This is a genomic window from Polaribacter sp. KT25b, from assembly GCF_900105145.1.
GTDB lineage: Bacteria > Bacteroidota > Bacteroidia > Flavobacteriales > Flavobacteriaceae > Polaribacter.
Genome location: NZ_LT629752.1, coordinates 3266620 through 3283569 on the forward strand (window position 1 = coordinate 3266620; position 16950 = coordinate 3283569).

The 16950-nt window shown below is 29.6% G+C and carries 16 protein-coding genes; all 16 read right to left on the reverse strand.

Going from position 1 to position 16950, the window contains the following annotated elements; translation table 11 throughout:
* Positions 1 to 109: 109 nt before the first annotated feature.
* Positions 110 to 319, reverse strand: a complete 210-nt coding sequence (locus BLT70_RS14100) for a DUF2892 domain-containing protein (RefSeq protein WP_091895670.1) — start codon at positions 317 to 319, stop codon at positions 110 to 112.
* Between the two features lie 20 nt (positions 320 to 339).
* The gene (locus BLT70_RS14105; RefSeq protein ID WP_091895673.1) at positions 340 to 645 is read right to left on the reverse strand and encodes a hypothetical protein; all 306 of its coding nucleotides are present in this window, start codon (positions 643 to 645) and stop codon (positions 340 to 342) included.
* A 93-nt stretch (positions 646 to 738) separates the two neighbouring features.
* A complete protein-coding gene (locus BLT70_RS14110) occupies positions 739 to 3933 on the reverse strand; it encodes an efflux RND transporter permease subunit (protein WP_091895676.1) in 3195 nt (1064 codons plus the stop codon).
* A 109-nt stretch (positions 3934 to 4042) separates the two neighbouring features.
* Positions 4043 to 5122 carry an efflux RND transporter periplasmic adaptor subunit gene (locus BLT70_RS14115; RefSeq protein ID WP_091895679.1) on the reverse strand — a complete coding sequence of 360 codons (1080 nt, stop codon included), beginning with the start codon at positions 5120 to 5122 and terminating at the stop codon, positions 4043 to 4045.
* Positions 5123 to 5197: 75 nt separating this feature from the next.
* Positions 5198 to 6508: a TolC family protein gene (locus tag BLT70_RS14120; protein WP_091895682.1), complete on the reverse strand. Its 1311-nt coding sequence runs from the start codon at positions 6506 to 6508 to the stop codon at positions 5198 to 5200.
* 315 nt (positions 6509 to 6823) lie between these two features.
* On the reverse strand, positions 6824 to 6961 hold the full coding sequence (locus BLT70_RS17260; protein ID WP_172824420.1) for a hypothetical protein: 138 nt from the start codon (positions 6959 to 6961) through the stop codon (positions 6824 to 6826).
* Positions 6962 to 6974: 13 nt separating this feature from the next.
* Complete coding sequence (locus tag BLT70_RS14125; protein WP_091895685.1) at positions 6975 to 8432, reverse strand: NAD(P)/FAD-dependent oxidoreductase; 1458 nt, start codon at positions 8430 to 8432, stop codon at positions 6975 to 6977.
* Positions 8433 to 8562: 130 nt separating this feature from the next.
* Positions 8563 to 9684 carry an ABC transporter permease gene (locus tag BLT70_RS14130; RefSeq protein ID WP_091895688.1) on the reverse strand — a complete coding sequence of 374 codons (1122 nt, stop codon included), beginning with the start codon at positions 9682 to 9684 and terminating at the stop codon, positions 8563 to 8565.
* A gap of 1 nt (position 9685) precedes the next feature.
* On the reverse strand, positions 9686 to 10792 hold the full coding sequence (locus BLT70_RS14135) for an ABC transporter permease (RefSeq protein WP_091895690.1): 1107 nt from the start codon (positions 10790 to 10792) through the stop codon (positions 9686 to 9688).
* A 94-nt stretch (positions 10793 to 10886) separates the two neighbouring features.
* Positions 10887 to 11654 (reverse strand): ABC transporter ATP-binding protein, encoded by a 768-nt coding sequence (locus tag BLT70_RS14140; protein ID WP_091895693.1) that lies wholly within the window; start codon positions 11652 to 11654, stop codon positions 10887 to 10889.
* Between the two features lie 68 nt (positions 11655 to 11722).
* Positions 11723 to 12625 carry an ABC transporter ATP-binding protein gene (locus tag BLT70_RS14145; protein ID WP_091895695.1) on the reverse strand — a complete coding sequence of 301 codons (903 nt, stop codon included), beginning with the start codon at positions 12623 to 12625 and terminating at the stop codon, positions 11723 to 11725.
* Complete coding sequence (locus BLT70_RS14150) at positions 12622 to 13512, reverse strand: HlyD family secretion protein (RefSeq protein WP_091895698.1); 891 nt, start codon at positions 13510 to 13512, stop codon at positions 12622 to 12624. The genes BLT70_RS14145 and BLT70_RS14150 overlap by 4 nt, the downstream gene beginning before the upstream one ends.
* Positions 13513 to 13605: 93 nt before the next feature.
* Positions 13606 to 14859 carry a TolC family protein gene (locus BLT70_RS14155; RefSeq protein WP_091895701.1) on the reverse strand — a complete coding sequence of 418 codons (1254 nt, stop codon included), beginning with the start codon at positions 14857 to 14859 and terminating at the stop codon, positions 13606 to 13608.
* Between the two features lies 1 nt (position 14860).
* Positions 14861 to 15475: a TetR/AcrR family transcriptional regulator gene (locus tag BLT70_RS14160; protein ID WP_368086340.1), complete on the reverse strand. Its 615-nt coding sequence runs from the start codon at positions 15473 to 15475 to the stop codon at positions 14861 to 14863.
* 79 nt (positions 15476 to 15554) lie between these two features.
* Complete coding sequence (locus tag BLT70_RS14165) at positions 15555 to 15851, reverse strand: hypothetical protein (RefSeq protein ID WP_091895706.1); 297 nt, start codon at positions 15849 to 15851, stop codon at positions 15555 to 15557.
* A 20-nt stretch (positions 15852 to 15871) separates the two neighbouring features.
* On the reverse strand, positions 15872 to 16948 hold the full coding sequence (cydB, locus tag BLT70_RS14170; protein WP_091895709.1) for a cytochrome d ubiquinol oxidase subunit II: 1077 nt from the start codon (positions 16946 to 16948) through the stop codon (positions 15872 to 15874).
* Between the last annotated feature and the right edge of the window lie 2 nt (positions 16949 to 16950).

Consider the following 16950-nt stretch of genomic DNA (forward strand, 5'->3'; position numbering starts at 1 on the left):
TATTTTAATTAATTATAAATATTTTGTTTTTTCTAAAGATGTTCGTTTTTTTTCTAAACAAAAAAAACTCACCGATTGGTGAGTTTTTTTATTATTTTAATATCTGTATTTATTTTACAGAACAACCTGCACCTTCTTTTTTAATGCCTAATTTCATCAAAATAGTTTCTAACAAACACCATTTTGTAAATGCAGATTGAATTAAATTTACACCAATAAACACACCAAACCACAACCAATTTATATTTACATAATAGGTTAAGGCCACCATTAGTAAAACCATAAATCCTACAATAATTCTAAAATATTTATTTAACATTTCTATTCTTTTTTTTAAATTTATATAAATCTTTCTATGGGTAAAACAATCGCCTTTAAAGGATTGTTTGTTTTTAAATTTTTATTGAATTCATCTATCAAAATAAACAAACCATCAATCTTTTCTTTTTCTGTAAAAGAGAAAAACATTGTAGATTCATTACCACTTTTTTCTGATGAAAACCAACTAGAAGCCATTAATAATGAAGACACATTTTTATAACCATCAATATCAGAACTACTAAAGTTTTCAATATTTGCTTTTTTAAAAATGTTTAAAACATCTTTCTGATATTCTTCTACTGCTGTAACTAAAACTAATTTCATATCATTAAATTTTTAATATCAATTCGGGTACAGTCGAGAATTAATTAAAAAACTCAAAGCTATTGAGAACTCGACTGCACTCGACCTGAAAAACTATTTATAATTCTTCTTTTCTATCATATAATAAACAAGAGGCACAACCAATAATGTTAATACTGTAGAAACAATGGTTCCTCCCATTAATGATATTGCCAATCCTTGAAAAATTGGATCAAATAAGATTACAAAAGCTCCAATTACAACGGTACCTGCAGTTAATAAAATTGGAGTTGTTCTTACAGCTCCTGCTTCAATTGCAGCTTGTTTTAACGGAACACCTTCTTCTAGCCTTAAGTTGATAAAATCAATCAACAAAACGGAGTTTCGTACCATAATTCCTGCCAAGGCAATCATTCCAATAAACGATGTTGCAGTAAAAAATGCGCCCATAATCCAATGTCCTATAATAATTCCTATTAATGATAATGGTATAGCAACCATCATTACAACAGGTGCTTTAAAGTTTTGAAACCATCCAACAATTAAAATATAAATCAAGATAATTGCGCCTAAAAAAGCGATTCCTAAATCTCTAAAAACTTCTAAAGTAATTTGCCATTCACCATCCCATTTAACGGTGTAATCGTCTTCAAAATCTGGCTGACCTAAATATATTTCGTTTAATTTATAACCTTCTGGAAGCTCAATTTTATTCAACTCTTTTTCCATTCCTAAAATTGCATATGCAGGACTTTCTAATTCCCCAGCCATATCTGCCATTACATAAACAACACGTTTTTGGTTTTTTCTATAAATACTTTTTTGAGCAATCGTTTCTTTAATTTCAACCAAATCTGCAATTGGAACCATATTTCCCATTTTTGATTTTACTTTCAATTGAGAAATATCAGAAATAGTAGATTTTTCTTTTTCATCCAAAGTTAAAACTAAGCCAATTTGATTTACTGCATTTTCATCATACAAGTTTGTAATTGCTCTATTAGACAAAGCCATATTCATTGTATATGCAATTTGCTGTGGAGCAACCCCATACAACATGGCTTTTTCTTTATTTATTTCAAATTGATATTCTTTTTGATCAGCTTCAACCATCCAATCAACATCAACTACATCATCTGTATTATTTAAAATATTCTGAACCTGATTCGCTATTTCAATTTGCTCTTTATAATCTGGTCCATAAACTTCTGCAACAATGGTTGATAAAACTGGAGGTCCTGGTGGCACCTCAACCAACTTTACATTTGCATTATATTTTTTAGCAATTTTCTGAATTTCTGGTCTTAACAATTTTGCAATTCCGTGACTTTGAATTTCACGTTCTCCTTTATCAACCAAATTCACTTGAATATCTGCCATATTGCTTCCACCACGTAAATCGTAATGACGCACTAAACCATTAAAAGTAATTGGCGCAGAAGTACCAATATAGTTTTGGTAATTTACTACTTCTGGTCTTGTAGATAAATACTGAGCAATTTCTTGTGTAACAACGCCTGTTCTTTCTAAAGTTGTTCCCTCTGGCATATCTATTACCACCTGAAACTCGTTTTTATTATCAAAAGGCAACATTTTTACTGCAACAGAATTGGTTACAAATAATCCCATAGTTGCAATTAAAACAAAGAATGTTCCTCCTAAAAACAACCATCTTTTGGTTGCATTTTCTAATAAAGGTCTCTCAAACTTATTGTATACTCTATAAATAAACGTTTCTTCTAACGGTTTTTCAACTTTTTCTTCTCCTCCTTTTTTATCTTTTTCTCTTAAGAAAATATATCCTAAATAAGGTGTAATTGTTAATGCTACAAATAAAGATAAAATCATTGCAATTGAAGCTCCAATTGGCATTGGCGCCATATAAGGCCCCATTAAACCAGACACAAAAGCCATTGGTAAAACAGAAGCAATTACAGTAAATGTTGCTAAAATTGTTGGGTTACCAACTTCATTAATCGCATATAAAGCCGCTTGTTTAAAAGGCAAGCGTTTCATTTTAAAATGCCTGTGCATGTTTTCTGCAATAATAATAGAATCATCAACTACAATACCTGTAACAAAAACCAATGCAAAAAGTGTAATTCTGTTTAAAGTATAATCTAACATGTAGTAACTCAACAATGTTAAAGCAAATGTAATTGGCACAGATAAAAACACTACCAATCCACCACGCCAACCCATAGCTAACATCACTACAAGTGTTACTGCAATGATAGAACCAATAAGGTGTAATAATAATTCTGATACTTTATGAGAAGCTGTTTCTCCATAATTTCTTGTTACTTCTACATGAACGTCATCTGGTATTAAAGTAGTTCTTAAATGAGCTACTTTATCTAAAACTACTTCTGCAATTTTCATTGCATCTGCTCCTTTTCTTTTAGCAACAGAAATCGTTACTGCAGGATATTCAGATTTATAAGTTTGAGCTTTATCACTTGCTTGACCAAAACCTAAAGACACATAGTTTTGTGGAATTTCTGGTCCGTCAACAATAGTTGCAATCTGTTTTAAATAAATTGGCAAATTCTGCTGCACACCAACAACTAAGTTTTCTACATCTGTAACAGAAGCTAAAAATTTACCCGTATTTACTAAAAATTCGGTATCATTTTTATCAAAACTACCAGAACTTAATTGTGTATTATTGGCTTTTATCATTTCGGAAACAGATAAGAAATCTAATCCACTAGCAGCCAATTTATCTTTATCTAAAACAACTCTTAACTGACGATTTCTTCCTCCAATTTTATGTGTAATAGAAACATCATTTACTTTCTTAATTTCTGTTTCTAACTCTTGCGCCATTTGGCTAATTTGATAATCACTGTAGTTTTCACTCCACAACGTTAAACCTAACATTGGCACATCATCAATAGCACGTGTTTTAACTAACGGAAACGTAACACCTTGCGGCATTTGATCCATATGTTTGTTAATTTCATTATACAGTTTTACAAACGAACGCTCAATATCTTCGCCCACATAAAACTGCACAATTACCATTGCTTTTTCGTTCATAGCAGTGGCATACACATACTCTACACCTTTAATATTAGAAATTAATTTCTCTAAAGGTTTTACAACTCTATTTTCTACTTCTGTAGGACTTGCTCCTGGATATCCCACAAAAATATCTGCCATTGGCACATCAATTTGTGGCTCTTCTTCTCTCGGAATTAAAAACGAGCTGTACACACCAACAACCATAAAAACGATCATTAGCAAGACTGTAAGTTTAGATCCTATAAAGACTTTTGCAATTTTACCAGCTAAACCTTCTTTCATTTTTTTTATTTTTTTGGGCGTTTTAACAGGCTATCCATTTCAATCTTTTTTTGCCATAAATGGCAGCAAAAAAAGGATTTCCATTGCTATCCTTAACGCGGAATGTTAGTTATTGAATTGTAATTTTTGCTCCGTTAAATAATTTTCCTTCAGCAGAAACTATATAAGATTCATCTGCATTTAAACCAGATAAAACTTCAACTTCATTTCCGTAAGTTCTACCTAAGCGTAACCAACGTAATAGTGCTGTATTACTTTCACTTACCGTATAAACTCCAGATAATTGTCCGTTTTTAACTACTGCTTTTGTAGGAATTAAAACCAACTCAGATTTCACTTTTCTTTCTACAGGAAACTGAACCGTAGAAAACATACCAGATAAAATATGAACATCTGTTTTTTCTAAAGCCACTTTTACTAAATATTGTCCTCCAGTATTTTTAGCAGAAGAACTTACTTCTGTAACTTTTCCTTTAATCATTTTATCTATAGATTTCACCAAAACATTAACTGCAGCACCTTTTTTAATTTGAGAAATTTCTGTTTCTGGCACCATTGCAATTACCTCAAAATTATTTGGTGTTTCTAAACTAATTAAAGGCATTCCCGGGTTTGCCATATCTCCAGTTTCAATATTTTTACTTGTAATTATTCCGCTAAAAGGCGCAGTAATATTGCTGTATGTAAACTGTGCATTAATCTCATTTTTCATTTGTTTTGCAGATTCTAAACCCGCTTTTGCCATTTGGTAATTTGCTGTCATATCATCCATTTCTTTTTGAGAAATGCTATTACTTGCCATTAAATTTTTAAAACGATTGTAGTTTTTTTCTGCATTTGTAAAAGCAGTTTGTGCCTGTACAATTCCTGCATCTACTTGTGCTTTTTTTGCTTGTAAATCTGTATTATTAATAGAAACTAACAACTGACCTTTTTTTACTTTATCGCCAACATTTACGTGTACTTTGTTTACAAAACCCATCATTCTAGTACTTAAATCAGCACTATTTGTTGCTTGTATTTTTCCGCTTACAGATAAAAACTGATTGTTATTATTTGTTGTAATTTTATTTACAACAACTTTGATTGCTGGCGAATTATCAACGATTGCTTTTTTATCTTCACTACCACAACTTGTTATAAAAATTGATAAAGCAATTAGTGTAATTATATTGATATGTTTTTTCATTTTATTTATTTTAAATTAGGTTTCGACTACGCTTAACAGACAAGATTCTGTATCTGGTAGCGCATTCTAGAGGTTTTATTGTTTGGTTAAAAATTCTAAATAAGTTTGTGTAAAATTGTATTCGAAAATAGTTTGATAATACTCTAATTGCTTTTGAGAAAATTGCGTTTCTGCCATTAACAAATCTGATGTTTTTTCTAAACCTTCTTTAAATCTATTTTTTCTAATTCTTAGAGATTCTTCAGATTGTTGCACTGCTAAACTTGTTAATTCTAATCTGTTTTTAGCATCAATCAATTGTCGTTTTACTTTGTTTAATTCTAAATTACTTTTAGAAACATACTGATTGTATTCTAATTTTGATTTTTCTAATTCTGCTTTACTTTTTTGGGTTTTTCCAAAACGTTTAGAACCTTGAAAAATGTCCCAACTTAATTGTGCACCAATAATGTAACCATTGGCATCACCAGAAAAAACTTTGTTATCATACATTTCGTAACTTCCAAAAGCATTTAATCTTGGTAAAAAAGCCATTTTATCAGCTTTATTCATTTGTTCATATCCTTTTAAAGCAAGTTCCATTGCTTTGATATCACTTCTATTTTCTGATATTTTTTTATCAGCAACATTTAAACTAACAACAGATAAATTTTCTGTTGGTTTATAAATAAAATCACTTTTGTCATTCATTAAAAAAGACAAATAATTAGAAGCATTTTGTACATTACTTTTTGCAGTTTGTAGTTGGTTTTTAACTTCGGTAACGCGTATTTCTACATTTAAAACATCTGCTCTTTGTAAAAAACCTTCTTTATAACTATTATCTGCCATTTTTTTATTGGCATTTGCTGCTTCTAAAGCTTTTTCTAAAACTTCAACTGCTTTGTATGCTAGTTGTAATTGCATATAAGCCTTATCAACTTCAAAAACCATATAATCTTGGGTTCTTTCTGTTTTTAAAGACATTGCTTCCATTTTTGATCTGGCTGCTTTTCTTTGATAAAAACCATCTAAATTGATAAGAGGTTGCTGAATTTCTATTTTAGTAGCAAAATTTCTTGTTGTTGTTGGATCATTTAGTAATGCAGGACTAAAATCGTTTGCAGTTAATATTTCTTGATTTAATTTTGACCCAAAAGCCATTAACGGATTTGTTGTAGAAATACCTGTATGACTCGCAGTTATGTTTGGCAAAAACACCGCATTTGTTTGACTGTAATCTGCTTTAGCTGCGTTAAATTCTTCTTCAGAAATTTTAATACTTGTATTATGCTCTTTTACTTTAGCAAATACATCAGCTTTAGAAATCGGTATAATTTCTTGTGCTTGTAAAAACAATGTACTTGCAAACAAAGAAATTATTGTTATGTATAATGTGTTTTTCATATAGTTTTCAATTATCTATTGCAAAAGTAAGTTTAGAATAAATCTCTATTTGTAACCTTTGTTACTTGGCATCCTTTTTCCTTTTTTAAAAGACTGTATTTTTAGGCTTATTACCCAAAAATTATAATGTATATATATTTCCAAAATCAAATACTCAATTTGCTTTTAAAGATATTTATTAAATAAAGTAGCTACAATGACCTTGGTCAGAAGAAAAATTTTAGAGAATAAAACAAAAAAAGAGAGCATTAAGCTCTCTTCTTTCAAGATATTAAAACCACTTAACATCTAAACCAACCAAAACTGATAACCACATCAGCTTACTTTTCTAGTTCCTCCATGTCCACCAGCTACAACAATCATTATTTTTATACTTAAATAAATGAATTTGAAAAACTGAATGATTGGATTCATCATTTTAAATCTTTGATATTTTGATATTCTTTGTGTCATAATTTTATATTTTTTATTCTGGAATTAACCACCAAAAAGGGCGCATTTTAGCTTTATAAATAAACGCATAATGTAAAGCTAGTTTTAACCAATGGCCTGCTAAACCAATTTCTCCAAACGTTTTTCCTAATTTTCTACCCTGAGTATTTGGATATTTTTCATAATCTGGCACAATTGGAAATGTTGTAATGCTAACTCCACTTCCAGAAGTTAAACCATAACCAGCAGAAGCAATACATGCTGCTCCCATATTTCCCATAGATCCTTTATGATTCAATGATTCTTTCCCTTTTTTGATAGAATCTATAATGTTATCTGCTACTATTTTGGCAGTAATTCCAGAAGGCATTCCTGTTCTTGGTGGAGCAGGAGAAATAGCTGTTCCGTTTTTACTTTTTCTAGGCTTTGAAATTGCATGTGGAGGAGCAAAAGCTATTCCTGGCGCAAAAATGTTTTTATAATTTGGATTCTGATATGTTTCTGGCCAATCTTTTACAGACCACTCTTCATAAGGTTTTAGTGTATAATCTGCATCTACAAGCATAAAACCTTTAAAGAGTTTTTCTGTTATGTCTTTTTCATTCTTATCGTAAGCTTTAAACCCATGACCAGAAAATGAAGGAATTAACATCGCAAAATCAAAAGTTTCTGTTTTGTGTTCTCCATCTAAATTCTCATAATAAGCAACCCCGTCTTCAATCTTATTTACTCCAGCTTCAAGAATCCATTTTATTCCTCTATCTTCAAAAATCATTTCAATCATTTCATGAGATTTCATTGTTAAACTACCATAACTTAACAACATTCCATCCATTCCAAAATCACCTAATTGATACTCATTAGAAATCCAGGTAATTTCTGCCATATCACGCACATTATGTTTGTGTAATTCTTGCTCTACATTTAAAATATACTCAAAAGCTGCACCTTGACAAGTTGATTTTGAATGACCAGTACCAATTAAAATCTTAGCCTTTTTACCCTTTTTCATTTCTTGGATTAAAGTTTCTAAACCTTGCCAAGCATGATCTGCATGTGTATATGTACAAACGGAATAAGTTTTGTTTTTTCCGGGAATTAATCCTTCTGTAGCTTCAAAATTTAATTTTGGACCTGTAGCATTTATCAAATAATCGTAGGTAACTTTTTCTTGAGTTCCTTTGTTTTCACCAACAACATATTCTGCTAAAACATAAGGTTTTGCTTCATTTTTATCACCTTCAGGAAAAAAGGAAATTGCTTTTGCTTGTTTATAACCAATACCTTTCTTTTTATATAAAGGCGCTAAAGGAAATAATATTTTTTCTGATTTCATTCTTCCTATTCCAACCCATATATTTGATGGAATCCATTGATAATTACTATTTGGAGAAACCACAACAACTTCGTGTTTTGCAGACAACTTTCTTCTTAAATGAGAAGCTGCAACGTGACCAGAAATCCCTGCTCCTAAAATGACAATTTTAGACATTTTATTTTGATTTTACATTAACAAAATTACTTTAGAAAAGCATAATATAAAATGACTTAGATCATCTTACAATTACTTTGTAAAGATTCTATTTTTAATATAAACTCACAGTAACTAATGTTACATAATTTTAACTCGTTTTCTTATAACTCCAAACAGCTAAACCATTCATAACAAATGCATAAAACAACGTTTTTAATAACTGTGGTAAAATATCCATAAAACCAGAGCCTTTTAACATTACCATTCGCATTACCTGAACAAAATATTTAATAGGATTAAAATCTGTTAACGTTTGTGCCCATTTTGGCATACTTTCTATTGGTGTAAATAAACCACTCATCAAAATAAAAATTACCATAAAAAACCACGCTATAAACATTGCTTGTTGCTGTGTATCTGTAAAGTTTGAAATGAATAAACCAATACCTAAAACCACTAAAATATAAATAGTTGTATAAAAATACATCAATAGTAAACTACCAACCATTGGCACATTAAATATAACTTTTGCGATAATTAATCCAACACTTAAAATAGCCAATCCAATCACCCAAAACGGAAAAAGTTTTCCTATTATAAACTGACTTTTTTTAATTGGAGTTACGTTAATTTGCTCTAAGGTTCCTATTTCTTTTTCTCTAACAATATTCATCCCAGAAAGAAAAAGTGTAATCATTGTAACCAATAAAACTAGAATACCTGGAACCATATATGTTTTGTAATTCAAAGTGTTGTTGTACCAAAATGAAGGAATTGTAGTAATTTGTATGGGTTGATTTTGTTGCTTATCAAATTGAGAAACATTTACTTTTAAATCTTTATTAAAACGTTGAATGATCTGAGTTACATACACATTTTCAACACCTGCTGCTGCTCCATCAATAGCATTAATAGTAACTCCTAAAGCTGCTTTTTTTTCTTTTTGAAAATCACGCTCAAAAGACAATGGAACTTCTAAAATCACATCAACCTCTCCATTTAACATTGCTTGACTTGCTAATTTTTCTGAAGGAAAATCTGTTAAAACATTAAAATAAGTTGAAGCATTAAATTTCTCTACTAATGCTCTAGATGTTGATGTATGATCGTGATCTACATACCCGAATTTTATGTTTTTAACATCAAAAGTTGCTGCGTTTGATAAAATTATCAACTGAATTAAAGGCATTACAAAAATGATTGGCAACATTCCTTTATTTCTAAATATTTGCTTGAATTCTTTCTGAATAATAAATAGAATAGTTTTCATATTACTCCAATCTTATTTTATATTTTTTTACACTTAAGGCTATAAAAAACACTGCCATTCCTAATAAAACTAAGGTTTCTTTCCAGATATATTGCAGTCCAACACCTTTTAACATAATACCTTTTATAATGATGATAAACCATTTTGCAGGGATAATATTGCTAATCACTTGCAATGGTAATGGCATACTTGTAATCGGAAAAATAAAGCCCGAAAGTAAAATTACAGGCAACATTAATCCCATTAAAGAAATCATCATTGCTGTTTGCTGTGTTGCAGAAACTGTTGATATTAGAATACCTAACGCCAAAGCTGTTATAATAAACAAAACACTTTCCATTCCTAATAAAAATAAACTTCCTTGAACTGGCATTTTGAAAATAAATATGCTCAGAACAATAATAACAATCGCATTAATTATAGAAAGAAAAATATAAGGAAAAACTTTACCAATAATTACTTGAAATGGTTTTAATGGAGATACTAATAAAATTTCCATAGTTCCTAATTCCTTTTCTTTGGTGATAGAAATAGAAGTCATCATTGCAGAAACAAGCATCAAAATAATAGTCATAACACCAGGAACAAACATATACACACTTTTTAACTCTGGATTGTAAACCATATGTGTTTGGGGTACAATTTGATAAACTTGCGCGATACTTTTATTCTGTTCTTTTAAATAACTTTGAAGAATAGCGTTTACATAATTACTAATTGTATTTGCAGTATTTGGATCTGTAGCATCCGTAATTACTTGAATATTTGCATTATTTTCTTTGATGATATTTTTACTAAAATCTTTTTCAAAATTTAAAACAGCTTTTACTTTTCCTTTCTTAAAAACAACTTCGATGTCTGATTCTTTTTCAATAAATTGATTGATGCTAAAGTATTTTGAAGCAGCTATTTTATTGATAATTTCTTTTGTTGTTGCATCTTTTGAATGATCTAAAATAGCAATATCAACATTATTGATTTCATTTGTAATGGCAAAACCAAACAATAAAATTTGAGCAATTGGCATTCCAAATAGAATAAACAACGAACGTTTATCTCTAAATATATGGTAGAATTCCTTTTTTATGAAGCCTATAAATCTTTTCATAAGCCCCTTTTAATTTCCCCAAAGGGGAAAAAACGTATTACGTGATTTCTGTATCTTTAATTTTTTCATTTATCTAATTTTATAGTGTTTTTTATTATTCTGCTCCCTTCCCTTTGGGAAGGGTTGGGGATGGGCTCCTAGCTAATTTTAAAAACACATCATTCATATCTGCGGCATTAAACTGTTCTTTTAATTTCTTAGGTGTATCTAAAGCTTCAATTTTACCATTTACCATAATAGAAACACGATCGCAATATTCTGCTTCATCCATATAATGTGTAGTTACAAAAACGGTTGTTCCATTGTGTGCTGCTTTGTAAATTAGCTCCCAAAATTGTCGTCTAGTAATGGGATCTACGCCACCTGTTGGTTCATCTAAAAAAACAATTTTTGGGTTATGAATTAAAGCAACTGAAAACGATAATTTTTGTTTCCAACCTAATGGTAATGATCCCACCAAAGAATTTGCAACTTTTTCTAAACCTAATTCTTCGATTAGAAGTGCAGCTTTTTCTCTTATTTTCTTTCTTGACAAACCATAAATTCCTCCAAAAAAGGTAATATTTTCTTTCACAGTTAAATCGTCATATAAAGCAAATTTCTGACTCATATAACCAATGTTTTTTTTGATATCTTCTGCTTGTGTATGCACATCAAAACTTGCAACATTTGCTTTCCCAAAACTTGGGGTGGAAATACCTATCAACATTTTCATTGCAGTTGTTTTCCCTGCTCCATTTGCTCCTAAAAAACCAAATATTTCTCCTTTTTCAACATCAAAAGAAATAGCATTAACTGCTGTGAAATCACCAAATATTTTGGTTAAATTTTCTACCTGTATAACTTTATTAGTTTTTTTCATTTTTTATTTTGTCTCATAGAACACATTCGAAATGTCTTAATAAACCTCTACTTATCTCAAACTGAAATTTATTTTGCTAATTCCATAAAAGTATCTTCAATAGTTGCTTCTGTTTCTTCAATTTGAATATCAGTTAGATTTTTAGATTCTAAATATTCCTTTAATTTATTCGGATTAAAATCTAATTTACAATCTGTATAATGTACAAATTCTCCAAATGGATATACACTATGATTCGATTCAAAATCATTTAAACAATTTATTAATTGATACATATTATTTGCGGAAACATTATAAATTGGCTTTGGATAGTGTTTTACAATTGCTTTTGGCGTGTCAATTTCTAGGATTTTTCCATCCTGAATTAACGCAATTCTGTCACACAAAGCAGCTTCATCCATATAAGGTGTAGAAACCAAAATTGTAATGTCTTTTTGTTGCAAACGCTTCAACATTTCCCAAAACTCTTTTCTAGAAACAGGATCAACTCCTGTTGTTGGCTCATCTAAAAACAACACTTTTGGTTTGTGAATCAAAGCACAACACAAAGCCAATTTTTGCTTCATTCCACCAGAAAGTTTCCCCGCTCTACGATCTTTAAAAGGTTCTATTTGAATATAAATATCTTTAATTAAATCGTAGTTTTCTTCTATAGTTGTTCCAAAAATAGTAGCAAAAAAATCTAAATTCTCTTCAACGGTTAAATCTTGATACAATGAAAATTTCCCTGGCATATAGCCAACATTCTTTCTTATACTTTTATAATCTGTAATAACATCAAAACCAGCAACACTTGCTTCACCTTCATTAGCGATTAAAAGCGTAGTTAAAATTCTAAAAAGCGTTGTTTTACCAGCCCCATCTGGACCAATTAAACCAAAAAGTTCGCCAGGTTTCACTTCAAAAGAAATGTTTTCTAAAGCTTTTACTTTTTTATATGATTTTGATATGTTCGTTATTTTAATACTCATTCTGCGGTTGTTATCCACATTTCTGCTGGCATTCCAATTTTTAAACTTCCATCGTTTACAACATTAATTTTTGCTGCATAAACCAACGCAACTCTTTCTTCTTTGGTTTGAATAATTTTAGGCGTAAACTCAGCTTCAGAAGCTATCCAACTCACAACTCCTTTATACGTTTTCATAATGTCTTCACCATCAATTTTAACACTCACTTCCTGTCCTATTTTAATGTCTGATAATTGCGTTTCACTTACATAAACTCGCAATTCCATAGTACTTAAATCGGCAATTTTATACAAAGGTTTTCCAAAAGCAGTAATCTCGTTTGGTTCTGCATATTTGGTTAAAACGGTACCGTTTACAGGATTAATAATTTTACTTTTTTTAATTTGATCATCAATTTGTTTTAATTGAACATCAATATTTTTCAACTCGTTTACAACAGGTGCATTCTGAATTTCGACACTCCTAATTTGACTTTTAATAATATCAATTTCTCCAGAAACGTCATCTAATTGTTTTTGTGTACCAGCGTTTTCTTTAAGTAAGTTTTCTATTCTAACTTTATTAATTTTAGCAGTTTTCAATTTTGATTTTAACACAGAAATCTGTGATAAAACTCCTTTGGATTTTGAACTAACTACAGATTTAGAAACGACTAATTGTTCACGCTTTAAAGCCAATTGCACAGTGTCAATAAAACCAACAAATTGATCTTTTTTCAATTTATCACCTTCATCAATAGTAAACTGAATCAGTTTTCCGTTATTTTCTGCTGATATTGTTATTTCTGTTGCTTCAAAATTTCCATAACCATCTGCTTTTCCGTTGTCTTTTCCGCAAGAAAATAGTGTTGTAGTAATAATACTTACTGCTAATATGTAATTTTTCATTTTGTTTATTTTTTGCTCCCGCTGATTCCGCAAATATTCGCAGATTTCTTTCTCTTCCTATCCGCGAAAATCTGCGAAATCAGCGGGATATTTTTAATCTCCTTTTATAGTATTGTAATTTGCTTTTGCTAATTCTATTTGTATTCTGTGCTTTAATAAGGTATTTTCTGCTTCAAATAAATTTGTGAATTCAGTAACAAACACAGAAGAAGTAATGACCCCATTTTTAAGTTGAGACTCTAAAGTTTTCAATACTTTTTTACGAAGTTTAATAATCTCTAAATCAGAATTTATAAATGCAGAAATTTTCTCAATTTCCTTTTGTTGTTTATTCAGTTCTATATTGGTATTTAGTTTAAAAACTTCCGTTTCATTTTCAATAAAATCTTTATTTATTGCAACTACTTCTTTTTGTTTTTTATTGGTGTTCCAATCAAAAACATTCCAATGTAATTTAACGCCAACTGTATAAAATGTTTGAAAAGAGTTGTCAAGCATATTTAATCCTGGATTACCATAACCACCTGTTGCAAAACCATTTAATTTCGGTAAGTTTTTCTTTGAAATAAGCGATTCATAATTATTCACCTCTTCTTTCTTCAATTGAAATAATTCTAATTCAGGTCTGTTAATTTCGTTTTGTAATTGTGTTCTAATTAAAGGTTTTTCAAATTTTGTTAAACTATTAAAGGGCTTTCCTATCAAACTTGATAACGTTTCGATTAAAGATGATTTTCTATTTTCAACCTCAATAAACTGCTGTTTAATTTTTAACAATTCGGCTTCTAAAACACTATCTGAAGCAGGTAATAATGTTCCGTATTTAATACCCGATTTTACTTCCTTTAATTTAGATTGTAACTGAAGCTCTTTCGCTTCTAATAATTTGAAAGATTCTTGCGCTAATAGAATTGAAAAATACAGCTGATTAATTTGTGTTTTTAATTGATACATATTCGCATCAATCTGTTTTTGCTTCGTTTTTAACTGCCCTTGTTTTATTTTTAAATTAGCATCTGTTAAACCTCCATTATAAATAAGCTGATTTATAGAAAATGTTGCTCTATATTGATCTTTATTTAAAGGTTCAACACCAGACATTGCTGCAGGAAATTCAATAACATCCGATTGATAAGTTGCTTGTGCATCCAAATTAAATTGAGGCAATTTAGAATTCGAGATAATTTCTTTATCTATTTGATGCTGGTTTTCTAATAGTTGATGTTGTTTTATCAAAGGATAGTTTGTTTCTACCAAATTGTAACACTCATTTAGCGTTAAACTTTCTTGTGAAAATGCACCAAAGCTTAGAATTGTTAGCATTAAAATGAATACTATTTTTTTCATCTTATTTTTTTATTGAATTAATTATAAAATCGGCAACTTCAGTTTTACGTTCCTCTATTATTTGCTGAAAAGCAGTATCATCTGCATTTATTAAGTTTTGAATTAATGGTTTCGCTATAAAAGGAAATACATTTAATGCCAAAATATTAATAAACAATTGTGCTGCTTTTATCTTTTTGATAACACCTTTTTCAACTTCAAAATCAACTTGTTTTTTAAATTTTTCAAGATTTGGAAATGCACTATTTTCCTTCATTTTTAAAATAAAATCAGGATTTCTGTTCAATTCTTGAATAATAAAATTTGGTAGATAAGGATGTTCTACAATAAATGAAATATAGTTTGATGAAAAATTTCTCACCTTTTCCTCAATAGATGAATCATCGTTTAATATAGTATTTAATTGAGGTGCTAATAATGAAAAGGCATTTTTAAAAACCGCCTCAAAAAGCAATTGTTTGCTTCTATAATAATAATGAAGCATCGCCTTATTGATACCTGCTTCATTTGCAATTTCTTGCATACGAGCACCATCCATCCCTTTTGTTTGAAAAATAGATTTTGCAGCTTCTAAAATTAGACCTTCAGTATTTTCGTTTTTCTTACTTTTCATCATTAACTAAACAGTTTAACCAATTGGTTAACAAATGTACAAAAAATAATCAAACTCACTTTATGTTTGATTATTTTTCTAATTATTTATTCATTTTGGCAATTATCCATTTTGCGGATAATAAACCAATTACACCACCAAAAAGAGATACGATCATATTTACAGTAAATAAAGCAATATTTACATTTCCTGTTTTCATAATTGTCATCGGGTCAAAACCAAGTCTACTAAACATTTTAATAAAAAATATACTTCCAAAAATACCTGTTATTGTATTTCCTATAAATTGTAACGAGTATTTCTTTAAAAAAACAGCTAAAAGATTTGCACCAATCATTCCAACAAAAATACTAATGATTGAAATAAGTGTATCTGTCATTATATCATTTATTACGTTAATTAATGCTCTCCATAACCAACATTATCCATTTTTCCTTTAAAAACTCGATACTGAATCACCATATAAATGGCCACTAAAACAACTGCTATTGGAAACCAATATAAACCAACAGACAATCCGTATTCTTCTGCGGCAACATTATATAAAGTTAAATCTGGATTTATATTGTTTGTTGATGGCAAAACTTTGGGGAAAATTGATGCTACTGTTGAAGTTAATCCGCCAAGTAAAAATAAAGAACTAAATAAAAATCCTAATCCGTGTTTTTTAAATGATTTCACTTTAAAAAGACCAAATAATCCCGTAAAAGTGATCATTGGAAAAATAAATAACCAAGGTTTATCTAAGAAATTATGAAACGGTTTTGGCTCGATAATATGCCAAACAAAAAGCGAAATAATTACCAAACCTAATAACACAAAATTCAAATTAAAAATAACTTTTTTTAGCTTTTCATTAATGTCTGAATTGGTTTTAAAAATAATCCAATTAGCACCATGAATTGTTAAAGCTACCACACCAATTACACCTAATAAAACAGTAAACCAATCTAAAATACCAAGTTGTTCTGTTTGTGGACTAAAAGTTGGATTCCAAAGTGGTAAAAAGAAATAATGCGCTTCGTGTGTAGAAACTCCATTTACAACATTACCTAAATTTACACCTCTAACAACATTACCTAAAGCAACTCCAAAAAATAAAGCTAGCAATAAACTAGAAATTCCAAAAGCTTTATCCCAAATAGATTCCCACATTTTGTTATGTACTTGCCCTCTTAATTCTAAACCAATTGCTCTAAAAATAAGCAACCACAAAATCATAATTAATGGTAAGTAAAAACCACTAAAAGAAGATGCATATAAAGTAGGAAAAGCAAAAAACAAAACACCTCCTGCTGCAATTAACCAAACTTCATTGGCATCCCAGAAAGGACCAATTGCATTTGTAATTGCTTTTTTATCTTTTTCTTTTTTTGCAAAAAATAAATGAATAATTCCTGCGCCAAAATCATAACCATCTAAAATTACATAAACAGCTAACATTGTCATTAAAACGATATACCAAAATAATTCCATAA

What these genes read in the sequence shown, in the direction of transcription:
- BLT70_RS14145 (WP_091895695.1), bottom strand. Translation starts at nt 12,625, where the DNA reads ATGAGTATTAAAATAACGAACATATCAAAATCATATAAAAAAGTAAAA.
- BLT70_RS14140 (WP_091895693.1), bottom strand. Translation starts at nt 11,654, where the DNA reads ATGAAAAAAACTAATAAAGTTATACAGGTAGAAAATTTAACCAAAATA.
- BLT70_RS14155 (WP_091895701.1), bottom strand. Translation starts at nt 14,859, where the DNA reads ATGAAAAAAATAGTATTCATTTTAATGCTAACAATTCTAAGCTTTGGT.
- BLT70_RS14100 (WP_091895670.1), bottom strand. Translation starts at nt 319, where the DNA reads ATGTTAAATAAATATTTTAGAATTATTGTAGGATTTATGGTTTTACTA.
- BLT70_RS14120 (WP_091895682.1), bottom strand. Translation starts at nt 6,508, where the DNA reads ATGAAAAACACATTATACATAACAATAATTTCTTTGTTTGCAAGTACA.
- BLT70_RS14130 (WP_091895688.1), bottom strand. Translation starts at nt 9,684, where the DNA reads ATGAAAACTATTCTATTTATTATTCAGAAAGAATTCAAGCAAATATTT.
- BLT70_RS14135 (WP_091895690.1), bottom strand. Translation starts at nt 10,792, where the DNA reads ATGAAAAGATTTATAGGCTTCATAAAAAAGGAATTCTACCATATATTT.
- cydB (WP_091895709.1), bottom strand. Translation starts at nt 16,948, where the DNA reads ATGGAATTATTTTGGTATATCGTTTTAATGACAATGTTAGCTGTTTAT.
- BLT70_RS14160 (WP_368086340.1), bottom strand. Translation starts at nt 15,475, where the DNA reads ATGATGAAAAGTAAGAAAAACGAAAATACTGAAGGTCTAATTTTAGAA.
- BLT70_RS14115 (WP_091895679.1), bottom strand. Translation starts at nt 5,122, where the DNA reads ATGAAAAAACATATCAATATAATTACACTAATTGCTTTATCAATTTTT.
- BLT70_RS14125 (WP_091895685.1), bottom strand. Translation starts at nt 8,432, where the DNA reads ATGTCTAAAATTGTCATTTTAGGAGCAGGGATTTCTGGTCACGTTGCA.
- BLT70_RS14105 (WP_091895673.1), bottom strand. Translation starts at nt 645, where the DNA reads ATGAAATTAGTTTTAGTTACAGCAGTAGAAGAATATCAGAAAGATGTT.
- BLT70_RS17260 (WP_172824420.1), bottom strand. Translation starts at nt 6,961, where the DNA reads ATGACACAAAGAATATCAAAATATCAAAGATTTAAAATGATGAATCCA.
- BLT70_RS14165 (WP_091895706.1), bottom strand. Translation starts at nt 15,851, where the DNA reads ATGACAGATACACTTATTTCAATCATTAGTATTTTTGTTGGAATGATT.
- BLT70_RS14110 (WP_091895676.1), bottom strand. Translation starts at nt 3,933, where the DNA reads ATGAAAGAAGGTTTAGCTGGTAAAATTGCAAAAGTCTTTATAGGATCT.
- BLT70_RS14150 (WP_091895698.1), bottom strand. Translation starts at nt 13,512, where the DNA reads ATGAAAAATTACATATTAGCAGTAAGTATTATTACTACAACACTATTT.